This window comes from Streptomyces arenae (genome assembly GCF_022343545.1).
Classification (GTDB): Bacteria; Actinomycetota; Actinomycetes; order Streptomycetales; family Streptomycetaceae; genus Streptomyces; species Streptomyces humi.
On sequence record NZ_JAKQYH010000033.1, the window covers coordinates 64,406 to 88,595 of the forward strand.

Sequence of the window (24,190 nt, forward strand, 5' to 3'; positions counted from 1 at the left end):
ACTGCTCCTCTGACTAGGAAATCGGGCGGCCGCCGACCGGCTGGAACTTGTGCAGGCATCGATGGGCCCGCCGCGGTCTGCCGGTGAACCCTGCGAACGACTCCGGCACCTCGGACACGTAGACCGCACCCGTCGAGTCGACCGCAATCGAGTGCGGAGCCAGGAATCCCACCGAAGGAGGGCCGATCCGGGCGACGACGGAGCGGTCCGGAGACCACACGCTCACCCGCCCCGGCAGCTCCCGCTCGGCAGGTCCCAGCCGCCACGACTTCAAGTCCAGCGGGCCACGGGCGAGTTCGGTCACGTACACGTACCCTCGGGCATCGACCGCGACATCCGTGGGCCGCTGGACGTCGGTCCACACGTCCAGGACCTCGCCCTCCCGGGAGAAGACCTGGATCCGGTCGTTCTCGCGGTCGCAGACCAGAACGCGGCCCTCGTTGTCGACCGTGACACTGTGCGGGATGACGAAGCGCCCCGGGGCCGCGCCCGGTCCTCCCCAGGAGTAGACCTGCTTACGGTCCCCGGAGAATCGGTGCACGCGGCAGTTGCGGTAGCCGTCGCTGACGAACAGCTCGCCGGCCGGCGAAGCCACGGCCTTCGTGGGCCTGTTGAACGGCGGGCCTCCGGGCACCCGCTCGAACGCGACCTCTCTGTCCGGTTGTGCCTCGTCGAAGCCGGTGTCGGAGGGGAGGCCCGTACCGATCGTCTCCAGTCGGCGACCCTTGACGTCGAACACGTGGACCCGATGACCGCCGTCGTCGGCGATGTAGATCCGGTCGTCGGCGTCGATGGACACAAGGTGCGGGCGCTCGGAGAAGTCGTCGTCACCCCACCGGTCCAGGACCGTGCCGTCGCGGTCGAGCACCGTGATCGCGTCGTCGCCACGGCGCAGGAGGTGGACGCGGTCGAGGGAGTCGACCGCGACGCCGGTGACGTCGCGGTCCCAGCTCTCCTCACCCCAGTCGACGACTTCTTCGAACTCGATCGCCATCGTCACTCGGCCGTCGGGTGGACCCAGTGCGGGGCGAGGGGTTGCACGCCATCGGGCGACTCGTCGACGAGTGCCGGCACGGGGTCCTCGTCCATGAACCAGTCCGAGAAGTCGTAGGACTTCCACGCGCCGTCCGAGGCGTCGAAGGAGGCGATCTCGAGCGGGTTGCCGCTGGGGTCGAAGAAGTAGAAGGAGGAGATGAACCGGTGGGTGTTGTTCACACCGCGCCGCTCCGATATCTCGGACACGACAACCCCATGCGCGAGCAGGTGCTCGCGGAACCACACCAGATCGGCGTGCCGCGGTACGTCGAAGGACAGGTGGTCCAGCTTCTGGGGCTCGACCGGCTGGCTGCACACGTCCGACACGATGGAGGGCCACAGGACCGAGCTGACCGGAGCGGCGGGCTTCTCGGCGACGTGGGGCGCCTCGTAGAGGGAGAACAGCTCGCCGTTGCCCATCTCGAAGAAGACCTGCCGGACCGTCACGTCGACGGCGACGGCGGAGGGTTCGGACGTGCTCTCGACGGCGCCACCGCTGGAGTGGTTGGCGGCGGTGCGCAGGCCGTCGGCCGACGTGTTGAAGCGAACGGTACGCATGACACGCAAGCCGAGAAGGTCCCGGTAGAAGCGCACCCCCTCGTCCATGTCTCGGGTGAACAGGACGAGGTGGTTGATGCCCGTGATCAGGCCCGTCGCGGGGCCGTGCTCCTGCCGGATGTGCTGATGGCGCTGCGACTCCCCGGACGTCGGCGAGCCGTCGGCGCGCGGTGCGGTGGTGGTCATCTCGGTCGTCTCCTCGGTGTGGTGATTCATGAATGCGGCCCGTCGGCCGTCAGGCATCGAGCACCAGTCGTGGTGAGCACGCTCGGGAGACGCACACCATCATCGTCCGGCCCGCGGCGCGCTCGTCCTCGCTGAGCACTTCGTCCCGGTGGTCGGGGGTGCCGGAGATGACTGCTGTCTCGCACGAACCGCAGATGCCCTCCTGGCAGGACGAGTCGATGTCGACGCCCGACTCTTCCGCCATTTCCAGGATGGATCGGTCCGCGGGCACGGTGACCGTGACACCCGTACGGGCGAACTCGACTTCGAACGCGGTGGCGGTGTGCTCGTCCCCGTCCTCCCGACGGGAGAACCGCTCCATGTGGACCCGGTCGCGTGACCATGACGCGCAGTTCTCGTCCACCGCGCTGAGCATGGATTCGGGTCCGCAGCAGTAGATCACGGCTTCGGGGCCGGCCTGCGCGATGAGGGCCCCGAGGTCGGCTCGCCCATGGACGTCGTCCGCGTGGAGGAGGACCTTGTCGGCCCCCAGCGCGACGACGTCGTCGATGAAGGCCATCGAACCGAACGAGCGGCCGCAGTAGACAAGCCGCCAGTCGCTGCCCGCTGCGGCGACCTCAGTGATCATCGGCAGTATCGGAGTGATGCCGATGCCTCCGGCGATGAACAGGTACCGCGGTGCGGACACCAGGGGAAAGTTGTTGCGGGGTCCGGTGACACGGACCGTGTCCCCTTCTTGGAAGGCCTCATGGATGTGCGCCGAGCCGCCCCGGCCGTCGGGGACGAGCAGTACGGCAACTTGCCAGTGCTTCCGGTCGGTTGTCCGGCCGCACAGGGAGTACTGCCGGACGTACTCCACGCCCCTGGACTCGAAGTGGAGGTCGATGTGTGCGCCCGGACTCCAGTCGGGGAGTTCGCCGCCGTCCCGGGATGCGAGGGTGATCCGAAGGATCTCCTTGGCCACCAACTCCAGGCCGGTGACCGTCAGTTCGAGGTCGCGTTGAGACATCGGTGTTCCTTAACTGCTTGGCGGGGGGCCTGACGCGCTCGAGCCAGGCCCTCCGCTGACGCGGTCTTCTCAGATGTCGATGACGATCGTGGCGTCCTCGACCGAGACGGGGACCGTCTCCACGCCCTTCTCCAGTCGCTCCAGAACGTCCGCCGGCACGACCGACACGGGATAGCCCCGCACGCGCTGCCGGGACGAGAAGATCGTCCGCCCTGTCGCGATCTCGAACTCCCAGTGGTGCCAGGGACAGGAGACGATCTCGCCCGCCCGCTCCCAGCGCACCTCGGGTTGCCCGTCGGGGGTCACCTCGGCGGCGGACGTGCCGCGTACCGTTCCCTTGCACAGGGGGCCGCCCATGTGGGGGCAGGTGTTCTTCAGCGCGTAGAACTCGCCGTTGACGTTGAAGACGCCGATCCCGCTCTTCACCTTGTCCGGGTAGACGACCGTCGACGATCCCGGCGGCAGCTCGGCGGCCGGACCCACTACATACCGCATGTGCTGTTCCTCGTGTTGAGTCGGGTCTCGGTCATGCGCTCAGGCCGGCCGCGAGCGCCGCCAGGCGCGGGTAGAACGCCACGGCGTTGTCGGCGAGGCAGCGCGTGCGCTCCTCCTCGGACCAGGCGGGGAACACGTCGTCGGCCTTCACCCCGTCCCAGTAGGGATGGCGGCTGCCGTAGAGGACGAGCGAGGAGTTGTCCCCGCCGATGGTCCCGGTCGAGCGGGGGCTGTGCGGGGAGATCTCGTCGTCGGCCTGGGTGATGAAGCGGACGTGGCGCTGGAGGTAGGACGTGGGCGCCTCGCTCACCCACGGGACCTCCACCCGGTCGGACTGCCAGTCCTTGTCCGTCCGCACCACGAGCGACCGTGCCGCGTGGACGCTCACGTCACCGAAGACGACGCGCAGTTCGGGCAGCCGCTCGAAGACACCGGCGACGATGAAGCTGGTGAGCTGGGTGATCCCGGCCAGCGGCCGGATGGCGTGCGTCTCGGCGTAGAAGCTGGGGAAGCCGACCTGCGAGGGCGGCGGCTCCACCAGGGTGCCCAGGTCGTCGTGGACGAAGACCACCAGGCCGCGCTCGGCGGCCGCCCGCCAGATGGGGAAGAAGCGCTGTTCGCCGTAGGTGGCGAGGGCGCGCGCCGGCACGACGATCTGGACGAAGCGGTCGTCGTCGGCCCATCGGTCGATCTCGCGCAGGGCGACGTCGGTGTCGTTCATCGCGATGCGGATGGATCCCAGGAACCGTCCGTCGGCCTCGGGGGCCGTGAGCCAGTTGTCGAAGAGCATCCGGTTGGCTGCGCTCGCGACGGCGGCGGCCTGCTGCGGGTTGGGCCAGTAGCCACGGGTGGTCGGACACAGCACCGCCATGTCGACGCCGGCGCCGTGCAGGAGCTGGTCGGCGACCGCCGCCGGGCTCGCCGCCTCTTCGGCCGGTACCGCCAGCTGGTCGAACGGTGCGGCGTACCGGTCGCCGTACAGGCTCGGGAGCTTGAGCAGGTTCCAGGGTGAGCCGATCTCCTTGTTGAACTCGTCGCCGGGGAGGACCGGGTGCACCGCGCAGTCGACAATCATCGCTGACCCGCCGCCCTGTCGAAGCGGTCCGCCGGCCGGGTCTTCGGCAGATCGTAAAATACTCGCGCGTTCTCCGACATGATTCGCTGCTTCACCTCGGGCTTCAGAGAGCGCGGCAGAGCCTTGCTCGGCGGGTCGTAGTCGTAGTGCGGGTAGTCGCTGGAGAACATCAGCAGCTCACCGGCGTTCGCTTCGTCGAACAGGTCGGCGATCTGCTGGGGGTTGGGGGACTCCTCGATGGGCTGCGACGCCCATCGGAAGTGGTCGCGCACGTATTCCAGCGGCGTCTTGCGGGCCGAGAGCTCCTGGCCGGTCCGGCGCCAGTGGCGTTCCAGCCGGTCGATGACCGGCCGGTACCACAGGAAGCCGCCCTCGACGAAGAGGAACTGCAGGCCGGGGTGCCGGTCGAGGACGCCGTTGCAGATCCAGCTGACCATGTGGGTCGCGTAGGCCATCGGCGCGATCAGGGAGTGGTACTCGACGAAGTACTGGAGCGGACCGGTCGACGTCCATCCGAGCGGCTGGGTGGCCCCGCCGCGGAAGTGCATGGCCACCGGGAGGTCGTGCCGGGCGGCGGCTTCCCAGATCGGGTCGTACATGGGGTGGCCGAAGGGGCGCGGCCCGTAGTGGCCGAGGATCACCTGGCGGAAGCCGGGGTGTCCGGCCCACTTCTCGATCTCCCTCGCCGCCTTGACCGGGTCGTCGACGGCGATCGTGATCGATCCGACGTACCGGCTCTCGGCGTTGTACTTGGACAGCCAGGTGTCGGCGAGCCATTCGTTCACGCCGCTGGCCAGTGCGGTGTCCAGCGCCGGGTCGACGGTGAAGCCGCGGAAGCTCCAGGGCAGCAGGATCGCGTAGTCGATCGGGTCGTCGACGAAGAGCTGCTTCCCGCAGAGTTCGGGGTCGGACCCGATGTCGTCGCCCGACTCCGGGTAGGCGTCCTTCCGGCCGCCGCCGTCGAGCGTCTTGTACGTCGCGCGGCTGAAAGGGACGCGGTCGATGATGTTCCGGTTCCGCCACGGTGCGTCCAGATAGGTGACGAGCTCCTCGAACGAGCGCGGTTCGACATGGACGTCGGTGTCGATCACTGTGACTTCGACCTGATCGAGTCCGCTCGCCGGCGGGCCCGGGCGAGGCTGTGTCGTCGTCATGTTGGTCAGTCCTCTCTGGTGAGGCGGATGGGGTCAGGAAGTCGTCGCGACGAGCCGGCCGACGGTGCGGTCGTCGTGCTTGACGCGCTCGATGCGGGTGTCGAACGGGCGTGACAGGCCGTCGAGGTGTTCGAGGATGCGCAGGGAGTCGTTCTCGTCGGCCTGCACCGGGCAGCCGCGCTGGGAGCGGGGCGCCCCGAACCCGGAGGTGACGGGGACGAGTTCGCAGCCGGCCAGGTCTCCGTCGTCGTCGAATGCGAACTCGGCGACCACGGACTCCCAGAACCGCCGCTCGGTGGCGTAGCCGGTGACCCGGTCGTACAGGTCCGCCGCGGTCGAGTTCAGGGGCATGCCCTGCTGCTCGTAGACCTCGACCGGGAACGAGTCCATCGTCTCCAGGGTGAAGATGAAGTTGCCCAGCGAGTAGCAGATGGGCCGGTTCCGGTAGAGCTCCATGCCGCGCAGCATGTGCGGCCCGGATCCGAGGATCGCGTTGGCGCCGGCGTCGATGAGCTTGTGGGCGAGGGGCCGCAGGAACTCGGCGCCGACCTCGGTGTTCCACCGGCCGTCCACGCCCTCGTGGCAGTGCAGGGCCACGAACACCAGGTCGGCCTGCTTCTTGGCCTCGGCCACGACGTCGACCAGGGCGTCCACGTCGCGTTCCAGTGCGCCGGTGTGGATGTGCGAGCGCGCGTCCGGGGCGAAGTGCACGCCCTCGACGGCGAATCCGTCCGCGGGCGGCCGGTCGTAGACGTTCATGTCGGGGTACGGGAAGGAGATCCCGGGCGCCGTCGTGCCGGTGGCGGCCACGTTGACCCCGGCCTCGGCGAGGATGTCCCGCAGCAACTCGAACTTCTCCTGCGCGATGTAGTGCGTCTTCTGCAGGCGCACCGGCGCCATGCCGGGGCGGCCGATGTCACCCTCGCCGGGGTCGGCGGCGATCGACAGCCGGGCGTTCGACGAACCTGCGGAGATCAGCGCGACCCGGCCGCGTGCGGTCTGGAAGTAGACCGGGCGCAGTGCTTCGCGCAGGGTGTGGCCGACGCCTGCGAAGACCATGCCCCGCTTGTTCAACTCGGCGATCGACGCGGCGAGTCCGTTGGTGCCGTAGTCGGTGGCGTGGTTGTTGGCCATGCCGTACAGGTCGAACCCGAACCACCCGAACTCGTCGAGCAGCGCCGGGTCCACACCCACGTGGGTGCCGTGGAACGTGGTCGACGGCATCCGGCCCGCCCCGGGGAACACCATCTCCAGGTTGGTGAACGACACGTCCGCCGCGCGCACCCGCTCCACCACCTCGGTGAAGCCTGGCGTGCGTATCGCCGAGAGCCTCCTGGTCAGGATGGAGTCGCCGGTTGCCACAAGGCGTGTCGTCATAGCAGTCCCTTTCACGTCGAAGCTGCGGCACGGGGCGTCGAGGGTCGCTGAGCCGATCGGCCGGCCGTCGTCCGGTCGCCTGCGAGCTACAGGGCTCCGTCGAAGGCCCGTTGAGAGATGTCCCATGCGATGTGCGGCCGCGGGACGGGTGCTTGCCGCCGCCGGCTTCCTGCGCTTGTCGGCAGGTCAACGGCGGTTGTTCGGTGTCGCCCTAAACCATGTAAATGAATTACGAAGCCGCCGTCAAGGGTTACGACCGGGAGTCGCGGGTCGACATGGCGGGCGAATCGTGATCTTTCGCCGCCGGAATGATGCGGGCGTGCACGATCCTTGACGCCTATGTGGCAATCCATTCTAATGAATTTCCGGCACGATCCGGCGCGTCACCCAGTCGTAGAGCCGCGGCTGGCGATCATGAGGCACTCGGCGGGTGCAGCAACCCACTTGAGCGCGACAGCTGTCCGACCTTCGACGACGAGGGAGGCGTCACGTGACCGGTCGGTCCGTCCTTGCCGGACGGGCCACGCCCTGTGCGCCACCCTGAGAAGGCCCACGGCGACAGCAGCCGTTCCAAGCTGTCCAAGCTCGATGTCCCGTGTGCCGCACCACGGCGCGGGCCAAGCCCCAGGACGACATCCCCGTCCTGAAGAGCCGCAGCGGAAGCGCCGCCCCGTAGGAGCGCCTCCGACCCACCTTCCCCAGTGCTGACGCCCTCGCGTGGATCGCGAGCGCCACCCCGTCCCGCCCGATTGCCGGGCGTTCTCCGCAACCGCCCGGGTGAACACCCGGCCGGCGACCGACGTCGCCTCGCCCTGAACAGCCGCGAAGACGTCGACGAGCTCTTCCGTCACCACCACATGCGCTTGACGGCCGTCCAGGCCTGCACCGGTGTCGCCGGCCCCCTTGCCGACGGCACCTGAAACCCCACCGGTATCACCGGCGCGGTCCCCGCGCCATTGAAGGAGGTCTACCGTGGCCCGCTCACACGCGACCAGAGTGACCCTCGCGAGCCTGATCGGCGGCTCGATCGAGTACTACGAGTTCTTCATCTACGGCCTGTCGGCCTCGCTGGTGTTCAGCAAGCTGTTCTTCCCGTCCTTCGACTCGTTCGTCGGCACCCTGCTGTCGCTGTCCACCTTCGGCCTCGCCTTCCTCGCGCGGCCGCTCGGCGGGTGGCTCGCCGGCCACTTCGGCGACCGCATCGGCCGCAAGACCGTGATGATGGCGACGCTGATCGGCATGGGCGGAGCCACCACCCTGGTCGGTCTCCTGCCGACCTACGGCACGGTCGGGGTCGCCGCACCCATCCTGCTGATCGTGCTGCGGATCGTGCAGGGCATATCGGTCGCGGGAGAGACGACCGGCGGCTTCCTGCTCACCTTCGAGCACACCCGCGGCGGCAAGCGGCCCGGTCTGCTGACCGGGCTGGTCAGCACCGGCAACGTGTGCGGTCTGCTCCTCGCCAACGGCGTGTTCCTGCTGGCACACATGCTCCCCGACGACCAGTTCATGTCCTGGGGCTGGCGGCTGCCCTTCCTGTTCAGCGCCGTCCTGGTCGGAGTGGGGCTCTACGTGCGCTCCCGGCTGGAGGAGAGCCCGGACTTCGAGACCGTCCGCGAGGACGGCGCCGTCGCTGCCCGTCCGGCCATCGAGGTGATCCGCCGGCACCCCGGAGCCTTCCTCGGCCTCATCCTGATGACCGTCCCTCAGAGCATCTACTTCTACATGGCCTCGGTGTTCGCGTTCACCTACGCGGAGACGGTCGAGGTGTCGACCGGGCTCGTGAACGTCATGGTGATGATCACGAGCGCCCTGCTCATCCTCGTGATGCCGTTCTTCGGATCGGTCGCGGACCGTACCGGCCGGCCCAAGACGATCTTCGCGATCGGCATGGCGATGATGGTGATCGCGCCGTTCGTGTGGTTCCCGCTGTTCGACACCGGCAACGCCGCGCTGATCTTCCCCGCGTTCCTCCTGCTCCTCGGCGGCTTCGGCATCAGCTACGGCACCCAGGGGGTGCTGTTCCCTAGCCTGCTGCCCCCGCACCTGCGCTACTCCGGCATCGGGATCGGCGTGGCGCTGGGCGGGGTGTTCGGCGGCGCGTTCGCCCCGCTCATCGCGCTGGCACTGTTCGACCACTTCGACTCCTGGCTGCCCGTCGCCCTTTACATGAGCGGCACCGCCGTGCTGGGGCTGGTCGCGACGCTGCTGATGCGGGTCCGCGGTGCGGACACCGCCGCCCCCAAGACCTCCCCGGTGCTGGCCGAGGAGGCTGCGTGAGCGTCGTCTCCGCCGAGCTGAGAATCGACGTCTCGGACGCGCTGCCGGGTGCCGCGCGAGGCGAGATCGCCGCCACGATCTGGGCCGACCCCTCGGTACCCGGGCCGCGCACGGTAGCCACCGCCTTCCCCGGCGGCGGCTACACCCGGGCGTACTACGACCTCGACACTCCCGAGCTCGACGGTCCCGGCCAAGCGCGGTTCCACGCGGAGCGGGGGTGGATCGTCGTCGCCTGCGACCCGCTCGGCGGCGGCGACAGCGCCCCGCTCGACGACGAGTCGACCGGTCTGGAGCCGAGCGCGTACGCCGCGCACCTGGTGGCCGAGGCGGTACGGGAGCGGCTGGCCGCCGGCACCGCGGTGCCCGGCCTCCCACCCTGCGAGGCGGGTACGAGGATCGGCATCGGCCACTCGCTGGGGGGAATGCAGCTGATCCACCAGCAGGCGAGGCACCGCTCGTTCGACGCGGTCGCGGTGCTCGGCTTCAGCGCTGTCCACACGGTCATCCCGACGCCTGACGGAAGTGCGCTGGCTCCGCACGACACGGGTGCCTCTGTCGCCGATGCCTGGTCCGGCCCGTTCTCGGACGACCTCAGTCACCTGAGGTACGCCTACCACTGGGAGGACGTGCCGGCCGCACTGGTCGAGGCCGACATGTCGGCCGGCTTTCCGGTCCGCACCAGGACGCCGCTGCCGCCCTGGATCTGCTCCACCTTCCCGCCGTTCGCCGCGTTCTGCATGTCCCCGGGGGTGGTCGCCGGTGAGGCCGCCACGATCGACGTCCCGGTCTTCCTGGGAGCGGGCGAACGCGACGTACTGCGCGACCTGCGGGTCGAACCGGCCGCCTACCGCTCGACGCGGGACGTCACCGTGCACGAGGTGCCGAGGTGCGCCCACATGCACAACTTCTCACCCCAGAGAGGCATCCTCTGGAGCCGGCTGCACGGGTGGGGCGACTTGATCGCCTCCTACGGCGCGAAGGGCGAGGCGGCGTGAGGAGCGAGCCTTGCTCCTCACGTCCCGCGCAACCCTCCTGACAGTGATCCGGGATGTTGTAGGCGTCCTCGGTACCAGGCCGCCTGAGGACGCCGTCCTGGTACCGAGACCGTGGCTGAGGACCGACGGCCGGACGAGCCTCGGGCCGACAGTGTTCGCCCAACAGCATTCAAAGAGCTTCCACCAGGTATGGTGACGGGGTGAGGTCGGTGGGGAAGAAAACAGCACGTCTCGTGGCAGGCGAAATCGTGCGGGAGATTACCGCCGAGGGCCTGGACCGTCTGCCGTCGGAGGCTGAACTCCTCAAGCGCTACCCCGTCAGCCGTCCGACGCTCCGCGAGGCCCTTCGCATCCTTGAGATGTACGGGGTCATCTCGTTGAAGCCGGGTCCGGGCGGCGGCGCGATCGTCAACCAGGTCGCCAGCTACCAGTTCGCGAACTCGTCGTCGCTGTACTTCCACCTCCTGCAGCTCACCCTTCGCGACCTCATGTCCACGCGCATGCGGCTGGAACCCTTCATGACACGGTTGGCGGCCGAACGTGTGGCACAGGGGGAGGTGGACCCGGAGGCGATCGACGGGGACGGCAACCTCGTACTGAGTGCCGCCGACATCCATCTCAGCGTCGCCCGGCTGTCGAACGACCCGATCCTCCTGCTCGTCGCGGAAGCCCTTCGCGATCTCTTCTCCGACAATTCGAGCATGGATCGCGTCCGCAAGGACCTGGCCGGCAGCGTCACCCCCTCACACGAACTGATCGAGAAAGCGGTGCGTGACGGTGCGGCAGACGACGCCGAGCGCCTCATGCGCGAACACCTTCGCGACTACGTCTCCAGACTCGAGCAGCACTATCCGAATCTGCTCGACGAGGTAATCGACTGGACCTAGCAGTGGTTCGTGAGGTGGTGGCGGCGGGCCCAGTACTGCTCGGTGGTCCGCTGCTTCTCTTCCGGCCCCGATGAGTTTCGGTGTGCCGGACGGTCCCAGTTGCCACGTCTGGCAAAGGGAGACCCCGATTGGGCACGACGCCTGCATCCGACGACTCACCTCGCCCGTCGCATGGACAGGGGCAGCGCGGCCTCCCTGGGGCGGATCCTCGGCGACGAACTGGCCGGCTCCCCGGGCCTGGTGCCCGCCGCCGACCTGATCACCAAGGCCGCGACGAGCGCGCCCACGGAAGGCCGGTTGATGTACGCGGGGATGCGTTCACTCGCGGTGCCGAGCGACCCGGTCGCCCGGCTGTGGCATTCCGCCACCATGCTGCGCGAGCACCGCGGCGACGGGCACATCGCCGCTCTCGTCGGCGCGGATCGGCGGCACGGAGGCACACGTGCTCGCCGCGCTGGAACAGGGCATCCACCCGCCGGAGTCGTTCGGACGCATCCATCACCTGCCGAAGGAGCGCCTGGCCGCGGTCATGGACGGCCTGCGCGAACGCGGACTCATCGACACCGACGGCCATTTCACCGACGCCGACCGCGCGACCGAACAGCGCATCGAATCCCTCACCGCCGAACGCGCCGCCCCGCCCTACGACGCCCTGTCCCCCCGTCGCCCGGCCGTGATGACGATCGACATGGGTCCTATTCCTGGCCCTGGGCTCCGGCGGCCGTCGTCGGGGCGATGCCGGCGAGCAGGCGTTCGCTGATGGTGACGAGTTGGTCGTGCTGCTCCGCAGTCAGCGGGGCGAGGGCGTGCTCGCGCACGACGCGCGCGTGGACAAGCGCAGCTCGCTCCGCCCGTTCGAGCCCCGTCCGGGTCAACACCGCCAGCCAGCCACGCCGGTCATCGGCCGGGACCTCACGACGTACCAGACCGTCCTGCTCCAGGCGGCCGACCGCGTGCGTGATACGGCTGGCCTTGGAATGCGTGATCTCCGCCAGGCGGCTCATCCGCAGAGACATGCCGGGGGCGCGGCGCAGGTGCCAGAGGATGTCGAAGTAACCCTGAGGCAGCCCTGCTTCGTCTTCCAGGCGACGATCCACTTGACCTGTCACGGCTCCCCATGCCCGGCTGAAAGCCCGTAGGACCCTCAGTTCTTCAGGAGTTAGCCAGTCGATGGCGCCATTGCTCATCACGCTTACCAGCGTACGTTTTCATCGAGAATTGCAACAGAGGTCGTGCGCGGGCTTGATTCACACAGGCGCAAGGAGATCCGCACTTTTCCCATACGGGATATCAAATGGCGGACTTACATGACGAGTTGAGCCAGCAACCATACGTTGAGGACGGTGATCAGGCCCCCTACGAACCAAGCGCAGGCCGTGGTGGTGGCGCGGTTCACCCAGGGTCCCATCAGCGTCTTGTCCCGGGTGAGGAGAATCAGGGGCAGGAGTGCGAAGGGAATTCCGAAAGAGAGCACCACCTGGCTGAGTACCAATGCGTCGGTGGGGCTGATGCTGCTCCACAGGACACCCAAGGCGGGTGCCACGGTGAGCAGCCGTCTGAGCAGGACAGGAATGGTGCGCCGCAGAAAGCCACCCATGACGATCTGACCCGTGTAAATGCCGACGCTGGTACCTGCCAGGCCGGAGATCAGCAGAGCGATGGCGAACGCCGCGGCGGCGGTTGCCCCCATGGCGTTTCCGAAGGCGTCGTAGGCCGCGTTCAAGGAGTCCCCCGCTTCGGGCGCTTTGCCGTACAAGGAGGTGGCGGCCGCGATCAACAGTGCGGTGTTGACGACGCCGGCCACCCCCAACGCTATGAGCACGTCAATGCGCATGTGCCACAACACGGATCGGCGTCGCGTGGCGTCCGCCATGCCGTCCGCGCTCCCGGCTGCGACGACAGCGGCGCGCTGGTCGCTGGTGAGGGCGGAATGCAGGTAGATCACGTGTGGCATGACCGTGGCCCCCACGATGCCGCCGGCCGTCAAGAGGCTGCCGCCACCCGCCAGGTGGGGTACCAGGCCGCCGAGAGAGCGAGTCGCGCCGTCGGAAGCGACCACCTGGCCGAGGAACACGCCGAGGAGCAGCGTCAGACAAACGGTCATCAGGAGTTCGAAGCGGCGTCGGCCGCGGCTGCGCATGGGCATCATGGCCAGCGAGACCGCGGCCGTGGCGATGCCGCCGACGGGCAGGGGGAGCCCGAAGAGGATGTTCAAGGCGATGGCCCCGCCGACCACTTCGGCCAGATCGGTCATCATCACGACGGCTTCGGCCTGCAGCCACAGGCCGATCACCACGGGCCGCGGGTACTCCCGGCGGCACAGCTGCGGCAGACTCAGCCCTGTCGCCAGGCCCAGCTTCGCGGAGAGGTACTGCACCAGCATCGCGACCAGGTTGGCTGCGACGACCACCCACAACAGCAGCGGGCCGAAGGTGGCTCCGGCCTGGACGTTGGCGGCGAAGTTCCCCGGGTCGACATACGCGATCGCCGCGACAAACGCCGGTCCGAGCAGCGTGGTGGAGAAGCCGGTAGGGGGTTTGGAACCCAGGCGGAACTTGCGTGCTCCGGTTTTCGACCGAGACCTCGGCGGTTTGACGATGTGAACCGTCCCGCCCTGTTGCGGGTGTGGCATGCGTGGGCTCCGTCCGAGGTGATCACCGGGTGAGTCGGAATGCGACGGCACGGGTGCGCCCGCCGTTCACTGGGGGCGCCTGACGGATGGCGCCGCACACCCGGAGCGATGGCGCCGCATGCCCGGAGTGATGGGGGCGCGCACGATCAGCAGAAGAGGGCGATGCCGGACGGTGTCAGCGAGCCGATACGATCAGGGCCGCGACCGGGGCGACGACCAGGGCGAGTCCGCCCAGCATGACCATCCGGCCATGGGTATTCCACCAGCGAACCCTGCGCACCATTCCTCGCGGAACGGTGTCGAGTTCGAGCGAGCGGGCTACGAGCAGAAGGAGACCCGCTTCGAGACTGATGGCCGCCCCAAGACATGCCAGCCGAACGAGTGTGTCGTGCGTGGACGCGGTGCTCAGCATCGGCCTCTGTCCTTCCGCCGGAGGATGTCGGGCCGTGGCGAGCCGGCCACGGCAGTGATGTCGGGAAGGCGCTCGCACTTCACGGCCTTCACCGTGGTTCCTCAGGGCGCTCGTCGCGGGACCCGGTCTCATTGACCACCCACCTCCGCGCGGCGAGGCTCGGCGCTTCCTCTGAGGTAAGGGGCCAGTCATGGTTGGTGTCCGGCGACTGCGAAAGTACGAGCATCGGCGTTCACGGTGCTTTCTCTGCGGCTCGGCAAAGATGAGGCGGCGGCAGACAGTCGACCGGTCACGTCGTGCCTCCCTCGCCGTCGAAGGTCGGACGACTGTCGCTCCCAGCGGCGCGTCGTCCCGCCGAGCGCTCCGTGATCACCGCGTTGGCAGGGCGGCGGATCACGCTCGGGTGAAATTCATTCAAATAGATTTCTCCCTCGGCTGTCAATGCAGCTGACGTCATCCGCGTCGAGCCTGTCGCGTGACGCATGCCCCAGAACCCAAAGCGCCGCCGGCCAGGTCGCATGGAACCAGGACGGCGGCTGCGGCCTCTCGGGCGATGCCCCTCAGTCGGTGGAGGTCCCCCGGCCGCGGCTGAGTGAGGCGATGAGGGCGAGGACGCAGGTGGCACCGAGGGTCAGCAGAGCCCACTTGTAGCCGCTCGTGAAGAGGTCCAGCGTGCGGGGCGAGAGGCTGGACACCTCGCCCGCGTAGGCGGCCTGCTTGGTGGCGCCTGGCAGGCCACTGGTGACGATGGCCAGAGCGAGCGCGGTGCTGACCGCGTAGCCGGCGTTCTGGGCGGTCTGTCGCACCCCGTTGGCGATGCCACGTCGGCGCGCGGGAACCGACGCCATGATGGAGCTGGTGTTGGGGGTCATGAACAGGCCCACTCCGGCGCCGACGGCCATCAGGCATGCCGCGAGCGCCACGCTGTTCATCGACGGCTTGATGATCACGGAGAGCGCGAACAGTCCGGCCGCCGCCAGGAGCAGTCCGCTGCTGGACAGGATGCGCGCGCTGAAGCGGCTGCGGAGACCGCCGGCGACTGGCGACACGATCGCCATGGCCAACGCCACGTAGAGAACGTGGAGTCCGGCCTCGTAGGGGGCCATTCCGGAGGCGGCCTGGAGGTAGAGCGACATCAGCAGGACGACGGCGAAGTAGGCCATGGCCATGAGGAACAGTGCGAGGTAGGCCATGCTGCGGGCCCGGTCGGCGAACAGGCTCAGGTCCATCAGCGGGTGGCGGCGGCGGGCCTGCACGAGCAGGAAGAGCGGGGTGAAGACGACGAAGAGGGCGAGGCCGGCGAGGACCGGGACGCTGCTCCAGCCCATGGCGCCGCCTTCGGACAGGGCGAGGATGAGGCCGCCGAGCGCGACGGCGGACAGGGCGGCGCCGAGGTAGTCGAAGGACTCGCCGCGGGATCGGGTGGTGTCGGGACGCAGGATCGAGCCGGCCCAGACCAGGCCGACGAGGCCGATGGGGACGTTGAACCAGAACACCGCGCGCCAGCCGAGGCCGGAGGCCAGGGCGCCGCCGAGGGCCGGGCCGAGAACCTGGGCCATGGCGGCGACGGTGACGTTGATGCCCAGCGCGGTGGGCAGACGGCGGGCGGGGAAGGCGTCGGTGATCAGCGCGGTGATGTTGCTCAGCAGCGCGGCCGCGCCGATGGCCTGCACGCAGCGGAAGACGATCAGCCAGGTGATGTCGGGCGCCAGGCTGCAGAGCAGGCTCGCGCCGGTGAGGAGGGCTGTGCCCGCCAGGTACATCCGGCGGCGGCCGATCATGTCGGCGGCCCGGCCGAAGACGAACACCAGCACGGTGGTCACGAGCATGTAGGACAGCAGGGTCCAGGACGCGGTGGACGCCGAGGCGCCGAAGTGCCGGCTGACGGTGGGCAGGGCGACATCCATGGTGGAGGTGTTGACGCCGGCGAGGAATCCTCCCAGTCCTGCGACGACCTGTATCTGCCACAGCCGGGGTGCGGTGCTCGTTGAGGGCGCCGGGGCCCGGGGCGGCGTCCGGGTCATCCGGGTGGTCATGACCTTTCTTCCTTGTCTCCGGCGCCGGGCAGCGCCTCCGGGTCGAGCCGCGCGAGGAGCGTTTCGCCGATGGCGGTGAGCTGGCCGCGCGCCTCCGTGGTGAGCGGAGCGAGGACGTGGTCGCGCACACTGCGCGCGTAGACCGGTGCGGCTTTTTCCGCCTGCCTCAGTCCTTCGTCGGTCAGGACCGCCAGCCAGCCGCGCCGGTCCCCCTCCGGGACCACCCGGAGCACGAGTCCCGCTGCCTCAAGGCGGCCGACCGCGTGGGTGATCCGGCTGGCCTTGGAGTGGGTGATCTCGGCCAGTCGGCTCATCCGCAGGGACCGGTCCGGCGCGCGTCGCAGTCGCCACAGGATGTCGAAGTAGGTGCGGGGCAGGCCCGTCTCCCGCTCCATGTCTGCGTCCAGGCGGGCCGACACCGCCTCCCAGGAACGGTTGAACGCACGGAAGACCCGAAGTTCCTCCGGGGAGAGCCAGTCGATTTGTTCGTCGCTCATCACGTTTATTACACTACAGGATTATTCAGCGCTGTAGTAAATCTCCTCGCGTCCGCCACGGCTCCGCGAGACCCCCACGACGAAGGGAAAAGACCTTGGCAAGCCAGACCTCCGCCCTGCACCCGGGCCGGACCGCACTGCTGCTCATGGACCTCCAGCACTCCCTGCTGGCGGCCCTCCCCGAGCCGGGACCCGTCCTGGAGCGCGCCCAGCGTGCTCAGCGGGCCGCACTGGCGGCAGGTATCCGCGAGATCCATGTGCGGGTCGCCTTCACTCCGCAGGACCACGCGGCCGTTCCCGCGCACAACAAGGCCTTCGCGCCGGTGGCCGAGGCCGGCGCGCTGTCGGCGGCGGAGCCGGAGAACGACGTGCACCCACTGCTGCGCGAGGGTGCGCCCGCGCACACGGTCACCAAGACCCGCGTCGGCGCGTTCAGCACCACCTCCCTCGACCCCTTCCTGCGGGAACAGGGCATCGACACCCTGGTGCTCGCCGGCATCTTCACCAGCGGCGTGGTCCTGTCCACCGTGCGTGAGGCCGCCGACCGCGACTACCGGCTGCTGGTCCTGGGCGATGTCTGCGCCGACCCCGACCCGCAGCTCCACCGCACCCTGATGGAGTCCGTCCTGCCCATGCAGGCCGACATCCTCGACGTCGCCGCCTTCGAGGCAGCCGCCGGCGCGGCAGCCCCCGCCGCGAGCCCGACCCGCTGACCCAGCCGGTAATCCCGGACGAGCGGCAGGCACCCTCGCTCGGCGCCCGCTCCCCCGGCACTCGGGAGCCGGGCGCCGGGGGCGCCGGATCCGCTCCGCAGCGCAGGGCCCGTCGCCCAGTCCAGCGCCAACCTCCCCGGCCGGCCGAGCGGAAACGTGCCGTCCACCATCGTCGACCTCACGACCGCGCTACCCGCCATCCTGCGTGAGGGCGCGGTACCCACACCGCTGTCGAAGAGGTTCTGAACCGGTCCTGACGCCCACAGCCCCTGTGCTCCGGTCGGCTCTCGTTGCCCCCGGCGTGAGGGCAAGCGCATGCTTGAGCTGGGCCAGTGATCCACCTGAGTGAGGTGGGGCGATATGAACGCCGACAGAGACTCCGCAGTCGGACGGCTGCTGGGCGAGCTCTCGGGGTCCATGGTCATCACGGTTGACGAACGAGGCGTCGTGACAGGCTGGGCCCCCGAAGCCGAGCGGCTGCTCGGTCATGCCGCCGAGGACATCGTGGGGAAGGCGGCTGCCGACCTCTTCGAACCCGATTTCGGCACCCCTTACTGGGCCCTCCCGAGGGGGCAGGACAGCTGGCTGGGCGAGTTGTCGGCGCGGTGCCAGGACGGCCGTCCGCTGCGGCTGTCAGGAAGGGCCTACCGCTTCATGGACGGCGGCGCCCGCAGTCACTGGGTTCTGGTGGCGTCAGGTGCGCGGCAGCCCACTCCGCAGGACGTCGAACGAGCCCTGGTCGAGTGGGTCTTCACCGAATCACCCGTCCCGCTGACAGTCTTCGACACAGAGCTGAGATGCGTCGGGCACAACGCGGCGATGACGAGACTGACCGGCATATCGGCAGCGGAGCGGCAGGGGAAGACCCTGCAGGATCTCATCTCCGGGCGGGATGTCCGGGACTGGGAGGGACGCCTGCGCCACGCGATCGAGACAGGCGAGTCCGCCTTCGACGGTGAGATTCACGGTCACATGCGGGCCGACCCGGACCGCGACCGGGTGTTCTCCGCCTCGGCCTCCGTGCTGCGCGATCCGCGCGGAAACGCACTGGGTCTGTGCACCACGGTGGACGATGTCACCGACCAGCATCGCGCCCGGGAACGCCTCGCTCTGCTGAACGAGGCGAGCACCCGCATCGGCAGCACCCTTGACGTGATGCGTACGGCTCAGGAACTCGCCGACGTGGCCGTCCCCAGGCTGGCCGACTGGGTCACCGTCGACCTGCTGGAAACCATGCTGGAAGGCGACGAACCAGCTCCGTTCACGGGTACCGTCGCTCTGCGACGCGTGGCGCACCAGTCCAGCTTTCCGGTGGATCCCAGAAACACCCATCAGCCCGGCTCCGTGGATTTCTATCCCTTGCGATCACCCCCTGTGCACTGCATGGCGACGCGCCGATCGGCCGTGCGTCGGATACGGGACGCGGACGTGCGGTCCTGGCTCGCCGAGGACCCCAAGCGCGCAGCGAGGTTCGAGAGGTACGGATTTCAGTCCATGATGGGTGTCCCCGTGCAGGCACGTGGCATGACCCTGGGGGTCACCATCTTCCTCAGGCGAAACCCGGAACCATTCAAGGACGATGACCGGCTCCTGGCGGAAGAACTGGTCGCGCGAGCAGCCGTCTGTCTCGACAACGCCCGCCGGTTCACCCGCGAACGGACCACCGCTCTCACACTCCAGCACAGCCTGCTTCCCCCGGGAGTTCCGGCACAGGCCGCGGTGGTCGCCGCCTCGCGCTACCTTCCGGCAAGCGGACGGCCCGGGCTGGGTGGCGACTGGTTCGACGTCATCCCCCTGTCCGGGGCGCGGGTCGGTCTGGTCGTGGGGGACGTCGTCGGCCACGGTGTGAAAGCCGCCGCCACGATGGGGCGGTTGCGCGCCGCGGTGCGCACTCTCGCCGATGTCGACCTTCCCCCGGACGAGTTGCTCACTCACTTGGACTACCTGGTCACCAACCTCGCCACCGAAGCGGAGGAGCGCCGTCCCGGTTCCTCCGACCTCGGCGCCACGTGCGTGTACGCGGTCTACGACCCCGTCTCCGGCGTGTGCTCCATGGCCCGTGCCGGGCACCCTCCGCCGGTCGTGGTCACCCCGGACGGCGCCGCCGAGTTGCTCGACCAGGCCGCGGGCCCTCCACTCGGCCTGGGGTACCTGCCCTTCGAGTCCGCCGACGTCACTCTCGCGGAAGGCAGCATGCTCGTGCTCTACACCGATGGCCTGCTCGACCGGGCGCATTGGGGGAACGCACTGGAGCGGTTGCTCGGCACGCTCGCCATGCCCGCACTGTCGCCGGAGACGGTCTGCAACGGCATGCTCGCCCTGCTGCCCGACCATCCTCCGGACGACGTCGCCCTGCTCGTCGCCCGCACGCGGGTCCTGACCTCGGAAATGGTCGCTGTCCTCGACGTGCCCCCCGATCCGGCCGCAGTGGGCCAGGCCCGTTCCTGGGCCGGCCGCCGGCTCGCTGCCTGGGGGCTGGACGACACGTCCTTCGTCACCGAACTGGTGGTCACCGAGCTCGTCACCAACGCCATCCGGTACGCCCGTCCGCCCATACAACTGCGGTTGATCCGGGACCGGACGCTCATCTGCGAGGTGTCCGACGCCAGCACGACCGCCCCTCACATGCGTCGCGCGCGGCTCCTCGACGAGGGCGGCCGGGGACTCCTGCTCGTTGCCCAGCTCACCCGCCGATGGGGCACACGCCAATCACGCAACGGCAAGACCATCTGGTGCGAACAGCACATCACAGAAGGTGAACACGCTTGAGCACTCGGACAGTCGGCCGGGCCACGGGGCCGGCCGGACGTAGGCGAGAGGCGCGGACAACCGGGAGCGGCGGTCGCTGACGCAGACCGGTTCTACTGCGGTACTTGGTTCAACATTAAGCGGTTGTGCCGCGACGGTGGCCAATGCCGCCGCCCGTTGGACGGGCTCTCCCCGATCGAGCACGCAATCTGAACGTCACGGTCGTGCTTCCCGCTCTCCGGCGCCGGGCAGCGCCTCGGGGTCCAGGTGGGCCAGGAGCTTGTTGCCGATGGCGGTCAGCTGCTCGCGTTCCTTGGTGTTGAGCGGTGCGAGGACGTTGTCGCGGACGCTGCGGGCGTAGACGGGTGCGGCCTGCTCGGCCCGTGCCAGACCTTCGTCGGTGAGTACGGCCTGCCAGCCGCGCCGGTCGCCCTCGGGTACCTCGCGGCGTACCAGTCCGGCGGCCTCCAGCCGGCCGACCGCGTGGGTGATCCGGCTGGCCTTGGAGTGGGTGAGCTCCGCCAGCCGGGTCATGCGCAGAGTGCGGCCGGGGGCGCGGCGCAGCCGCCACAGGATGTCGAAGTAGCTGCGGGGCAGGTCCGCCTCGCGTTCCATGTCGGCCTCCAGCCGGGACGAGGCGGCTTCTGCGGCGCGGTTGAAGGCGCGGTAGATGCGCAGTTCATCAGGGCTGAGCCAGTCGATGTCACGTTCGCTCACCACGCCAGCTTACTACGGCACTGTATTATTCAGCACTGTAGTAAATTGGTTATGTCCCGACGACAGGAACGGCCATGATCTCCTCACCTCTCATTCCCGAGCGCACCGCTCTGCTGCTGATGGACCTCCAGCACTCCCTGCTGAGTGCCCTTCCTGGCGCCGAGCGGATCCTGCGGGCTGCCCAACGCGCCCAGCGCGCGGCGCTCGACGCCGGTATCCGTGAGATCCACGTCCGTGTGGCCTTCACCCCCGAGGACCACGCCGCCGTGCCCGCGCACAACAAGGCCTTCGCCCCCGTCGCCCGGGCCGGTGCCCTGGCCGCGACCGAGCCGGAGAACGAGGTCCACCCGGCGCTGCGCGAGGCCCACGAAGACCAGCCGCTGACGGTCACCAAGACCCGCGTGAGCGCGTTCTCCACGGGCTCGCTGGACCCGCTGCTGCGCGAACAGGGCATCGACACCCTGGTGCTCGGCGGCATCTTCACCAGCGGCGTCATCCTGTCCACCGTCCGTGACGGCGCGGACAAGGACTACCGCCTCCTGGTCCTCGGCGACGTGTGCGGCGATCCCGACCAGCAGCTGCACGACACGCTGATCACCTCGCTGCTGCCCAGCCAGGCCGACGTCATCGACGTGGCCGCCTTCGAGGCAGCGGCACGCACCGAGGCAGCGCGCTGACGGCGCCCGCAGCGACCCCTCGACCAACCCACCCCGGCGCAGGCGCGCCGGAACGCCCAAGGAGACGACATGGAGGCACGGACGCCCCTGCGGTCCGTGCGGGACGCCGGCCGCACGGTCACCGGCCTCTACCTCGCCCGCGAGGGCCACTGGGCCTGGCGCTTCGGCGTGGGCATGGTCCTGGCCCTCGGTGTCCCGCTGGCGATCGGTATCGCCGCGGGCCGTCCGGCCTCCGGCGTCGCGGCCGGCATCGGGTCCTACCTGCTGAACCTGCTGGTCCCCCAAGGCGACCTGCGGAATCGTGTCAGACAGATCGGCCTGCAGTGGCTGGCCTGCTCGGCAGCCACGGCGCTGGGCGTCCTGGTGAGCGGCAGCCTTCCGCTGACCGTGCTGGCCATCGCGCTGATCGCGCCGGTCGCGACACCGGGCATGGCACCGGTCATCCCCCTGGTGTTCGCCGTGCAGGGGCTGGCCGGCGCCGGCGGCGGCACCTACGCCCTGCTGTTCGCCTCCGGCGGCCTGTGGACCAGCCTGCTGCTGTTCATCCCGCTCATCGTGGGCCGCCCGGATTCCACCCCGCCCACGCCGCACGAGCCCCGCCGCGGCCCCGAGGGCAGGGGGCGGGCCCGTCACTGGGCCGGGGTGCGCGCCTCGGTCACCAGCCGCACCCCGGAATTCCGGCACAAGGTGCGGCTCGCGGTCTGCTTCACCCTCGCCTTCATCGCCGTCGGCCAGCTCCACATCCCGCACGGAACGTGGGTCCTGGCGGGCGTCTTCGGCTGCCTGCGCCCGACCTGGGGGCAGACCACCAGCCGTATGGCCAAACGGGTCATCGGCAACGTCCTGGGCTCCAGCTTCGCCGCCGCCCTGCTCATCCTCGCCCCTGCTCCGTCCGCACCGGCCCTGGCCGCCGTCACCGTGGCGTGCGCCGGCACCGCCCGGATCCTGCGCGGCTACAACTACGGCCTGTGGCCCATCTTCGCCGCCCCCGCCATGCTCCTGCTCTTCTCCCTGGACGCCCGGTCCACCTGGATCGACGCAGCCGAGCGCGTCTCGAACAACATGGCAGGCGCCGCTCTGGCGGCGCTGGCCACCCTCTTCCTGTGGCCGCACCGCGAGCAGACCCTGGTCCCCGGACGCCTGGAGAACCTGCTCATGGCGCAGGCCCGCTACCTCGACCGCGTCGCCTCCCTGGCCGCAGGCCCCCCGCCGGCCGAACGCGCCCATACCCGCGACGCCGTCGAGGCCGCCGAACAGCACCTGGAAACCTCGAAGAACAGGCTCGCCACCCAGCCCCGCCCACCGCGGCAACTGATCGCCGCACTCGACGCCGTCCGGGACGCCTCCGCCCGCCTGCGCGCACCCCTGACCGCGCACCCGCCCCACGCGACCCCTCCCCTGCCCTACACCCCCGACGCACTCCACCACCTGGCCCAGCACCTCAGAGACACCGGCGCCACACTGGACAGCCTGGCCGCACCCCGACCCGCACCGCCCGAACTCCAGCCCCCCGGCACCAGCACAGACATCACCAACGCCGCGCACGACCTGATGCGGCACGCCACCAGAGCGGCCACCCTGGCCATCAAGCCCGCCCCTCGTGACCACCTCGCACCGGATGCACGCGCCCCCACCGGTATCCGGCGCCCGACGCAACCGCGCTGACCGAACCCCTCCGCCACAAAAGCACCATGCACCTGAGCGGACCATGCACGCCGCCGACGACTACCATGCCGATCTCGACTTGCGGGCCGTCCGTCCCGCCGTCGCCGGCCATGAGCAGGAGTGAGCACGTCGTATCCAGGCTCTCAAGCTGCTGCCGGCTCCACTCGGTCATCGCCGTGGCCCTGTCTTGGTCGACTCCGCGGCAGGCCCGGTCCAGGAGGACAGGATGCGCAGCGCATCGTCGGAGGGGCTGCCGGGTTCTGCGGTGAGAACCATGAGGCGTTGGCCGGAGCCGTCGGGGGCGGTCCAGGTGTCGCAGTCGAGGGTGAGGTCGCCTACGAGGGCGTGCCGGTACTGCTTGGTGCCGTAGCTGGCGCTGTTGACCCGGCGCTCGGCCCACCAGGTACGGAAGTTCTCGTCCTGCAGGGAGAGTTCGCCGACGAGGCGCGCGAGTTCCGGGTCGTCGGGATCGGCGGCGGCTGCCATGCGGAGCGCGGCGACCGCGTCTCGGGCGTCGTGCTCCCATTCCGCGTGCAGCCCGCGCAGCACAGGGTGGGTGAAGACGAGGCGCACGTAGTTGCGCTCCGTCGCCGGCACGGTGTCGAAGTCGAGGTAGAGCGCTGCCGCGGAGGGATTCCAGGCCAGCACGTCCATGCGCTTGCCGAGCACGATGGCCGGAGTGCTGGTGAGCTGGGCGAGCAGGCGCCGCATCGCGGGGCGCGGCTGCTGCGGGCGGCGACGCCGCCGGGGCCGGCTGTCGCTTTTGCCCGCGACGGCGTAGAGGTAGCTCTGCTGGTCGCCGTCCAGGCGCAGCGCGCGGGCGAGGGTGGCCAGGACAGCGGCGGATGCCTGGACCCGGCCCTGTTCGAGGCGGGTGTAGTAGTCGACGCTGATCGCGGCGAGCTGCGCCACCTCCTCACGGCGCAGCCCGGCTACCTTGCGCCGGAAGCCGTCGTCGAAGCCGAACTGCCGCGGGTCGAGGTCCGCTCGCCGGGCCTTGAGGAAGGCGCCGAGCTCGTTCGGATCTGCGGATGTGGTCATG

At 69.4% G+C, this 24,190-nt stretch carries 21 protein-coding genes and 1 pseudogene; 8 read left to right on the plus strand and 14 right to left on the minus strand.

All coding sequences use genetic code 11. The annotated features are described in order from the left end of the window. Window positions 1-13: 13 nt before the first annotated feature. From MB828_RS15060 to MB828_RS15090, 7 genes are all read right to left on the minus strand, one after another. The gene (locus tag MB828_RS15060; protein ID WP_301648591.1) at window positions 14-994 is read right to left on the minus strand and encodes a hypothetical protein; all 981 of its coding nucleotides are present in this window, start codon (window positions 992-994) and stop codon (window positions 14-16) included. A 2-nt stretch (window positions 995-996) separates the two neighbouring features. Then, a complete protein-coding gene (locus MB828_RS15065) occupies window positions 997-1,779 on the minus strand; it encodes a VOC family protein (protein ID WP_301648592.1) in 783 nt (260 codons plus the stop codon). 49 nt (window positions 1,780-1,828) lie between these two features. Further along, window positions 1,829-2,788, minus strand: a complete 960-nt coding sequence (locus MB828_RS15070) for a PDR/VanB family oxidoreductase (RefSeq protein ID WP_301648593.1) — start codon at window positions 2,786-2,788, stop codon at window positions 1,829-1,831. 69 nt (window positions 2,789-2,857) lie between these two features. Continuing rightward, window positions 2,858-3,283 (minus strand): Rieske (2Fe-2S) protein, encoded by a 426-nt coding sequence (locus tag MB828_RS15075; RefSeq protein WP_301648594.1) that lies wholly within the window; start codon window positions 3,281-3,283, stop codon window positions 2,858-2,860. Window positions 3,284-3,314: 31 nt separating this feature from the next. Continuing rightward, entirely contained in the window at window positions 3,315-4,358 is a 1,044-nt protein-coding gene (locus MB828_RS15080; protein ID WP_301648595.1) for an amidohydrolase family protein, read from the minus strand. Continuing rightward, window positions 4,355-5,512 (minus strand): amidohydrolase family protein, encoded by a 1,158-nt coding sequence (locus MB828_RS15085; RefSeq protein ID WP_301648596.1) that lies wholly within the window; start codon window positions 5,510-5,512, stop codon window positions 4,355-4,357. Before MB828_RS15085 ends, MB828_RS15080 begins: the two co-directional genes overlap by 4 nt. Before the next feature lie 33 nt (window positions 5,513-5,545). Further along, a complete protein-coding gene (locus tag MB828_RS15090; protein WP_301648597.1) occupies window positions 5,546-6,889 on the minus strand; it encodes a CapA family protein in 1,344 nt (447 codons plus the stop codon). A gap of 972 nt (window positions 6,890-7,861) precedes the next feature. Between MB828_RS15090 and MB828_RS15095 the strand changes: the two genes are divergently transcribed. From MB828_RS15095 to MB828_RS46875, 4 genes and pseudogenes are all read left to right on the plus strand, one after another. After that, window positions 7,862-9,169 carry an MFS transporter gene (locus MB828_RS15095; protein ID WP_301648598.1) on the plus strand — a complete coding sequence of 436 codons (1,308 nt, stop codon included), beginning with the start codon at window positions 7,862-7,864 and terminating at the stop codon, window positions 9,167-9,169. After that, entirely contained in the window at window positions 9,166-10,164 is a 999-nt protein-coding gene (locus MB828_RS15100; protein ID WP_301648599.1) for a hypothetical protein, read from the plus strand. Before MB828_RS15095 ends, MB828_RS15100 begins: the two co-directional genes overlap by 4 nt. A gap of 233 nt (window positions 10,165-10,397) precedes the next feature. Continuing rightward, on the plus strand, window positions 10,398-11,051 hold the full coding sequence (locus MB828_RS15105; RefSeq protein WP_301648600.1) for a FadR/GntR family transcriptional regulator: 654 nt from the start codon (window positions 10,398-10,400) through the stop codon (window positions 11,049-11,051). Window positions 11,052-11,222: 171 nt separating this feature from the next. Further along, window positions 11,223-11,811 (plus strand): annotated as a pseudogene (locus MB828_RS46875) (SCO6745 family protein). On the opposite strand, the gene MB828_RS15115 reads toward MB828_RS46875, so the two are convergent. From MB828_RS15115 to MB828_RS15135, 5 genes are all read right to left on the minus strand, one after another. Beyond that, window positions 11,747-12,238 (minus strand): MarR family winged helix-turn-helix transcriptional regulator, encoded by a 492-nt coding sequence (locus tag MB828_RS15115; protein WP_301648613.1) that lies wholly within the window; start codon window positions 12,236-12,238, stop codon window positions 11,747-11,749. The pseudogene MB828_RS46875 and the gene MB828_RS15115 overlap by 65 nt on opposite strands. Before the next feature lie 116 nt (window positions 12,239-12,354). Beyond that, window positions 12,355-13,683, minus strand: a complete 1,329-nt coding sequence (locus MB828_RS15120) for an Nramp family divalent metal transporter (RefSeq protein WP_301648602.1) — start codon at window positions 13,681-13,683, stop codon at window positions 12,355-12,357. A 175-nt stretch (window positions 13,684-13,858) separates the two neighbouring features. Beyond that, the gene (locus tag MB828_RS15125; protein ID WP_301648603.1) at window positions 13,859-14,095 is read right to left on the minus strand and encodes a hypothetical protein; all 237 of its coding nucleotides are present in this window, start codon (window positions 14,093-14,095) and stop codon (window positions 13,859-13,861) included. Between the two features lie 560 nt (window positions 14,096-14,655). After that, window positions 14,656-16,131 (minus strand): DHA2 family efflux MFS transporter permease subunit, encoded by a 1,476-nt coding sequence (locus tag MB828_RS15130; RefSeq protein WP_301648604.1) that lies wholly within the window; start codon window positions 16,129-16,131, stop codon window positions 14,656-14,658. After that, entirely contained in the window at window positions 16,128-16,628 is a 501-nt protein-coding gene (locus tag MB828_RS15135) for a MarR family winged helix-turn-helix transcriptional regulator (RefSeq protein WP_301648605.1), read from the minus strand. Before MB828_RS15135 ends, MB828_RS15130 begins: the two co-directional genes overlap by 4 nt. 95 nt (window positions 16,629-16,723) lie before the next feature. On the opposite strand from MB828_RS15135, the gene MB828_RS15140 reads away from it, so the two are divergent. Together MB828_RS15140 and MB828_RS15150 are read left to right on the plus strand one after the other, a co-directional pair. Then, complete coding sequence (locus tag MB828_RS15140) at window positions 16,724-17,341, plus strand: cysteine hydrolase (RefSeq protein WP_301648606.1); 618 nt, start codon at window positions 16,724-16,726, stop codon at window positions 17,339-17,341. A gap of 360 nt (window positions 17,342-17,701) precedes the next feature. Continuing rightward, window positions 17,702-20,110 (plus strand): SpoIIE family protein phosphatase, encoded by a 2,409-nt coding sequence (locus tag MB828_RS15150; RefSeq protein ID WP_301648607.1) that lies wholly within the window; start codon window positions 17,702-17,704, stop codon window positions 20,108-20,110. A 195-nt stretch (window positions 20,111-20,305) separates the two neighbouring features. Here MB828_RS15150 and MB828_RS15155 read toward each other — a convergent pair whose 3' ends face one another. Beyond that, complete coding sequence (locus MB828_RS15155) at window positions 20,306-20,806, minus strand: MarR family winged helix-turn-helix transcriptional regulator (RefSeq protein ID WP_301648608.1); 501 nt, start codon at window positions 20,804-20,806, stop codon at window positions 20,306-20,308. 74 nt (window positions 20,807-20,880) lie between these two features. On the opposite strand from MB828_RS15155, the gene MB828_RS15160 reads away from it, so the two are divergent. Next, window positions 20,881-21,483: a cysteine hydrolase family protein gene (locus tag MB828_RS15160; RefSeq protein ID WP_301648609.1), complete on the plus strand. Its 603-nt coding sequence runs from the start codon at window positions 20,881-20,883 to the stop codon at window positions 21,481-21,483. 69 nt (window positions 21,484-21,552) lie between these two features. Then, a complete protein-coding gene (locus tag MB828_RS15165) occupies window positions 21,553-23,148 on the plus strand; it encodes an FUSC family protein (protein ID WP_301648610.1) in 1,596 nt (531 codons plus the stop codon). A 168-nt stretch (window positions 23,149-23,316) separates the two neighbouring features. Here the strand turns inward: MB828_RS15165 and MB828_RS15170 are convergent, their stop codons facing one another. After that, window positions 23,317-24,189 carry a helix-turn-helix domain-containing protein gene (locus MB828_RS15170; RefSeq protein WP_301648611.1) on the minus strand — a complete coding sequence of 291 codons (873 nt, stop codon included), beginning with the start codon at window positions 24,187-24,189 and terminating at the stop codon, window positions 23,317-23,319. Window position 24,190 lies beyond the last annotated feature (1 nt).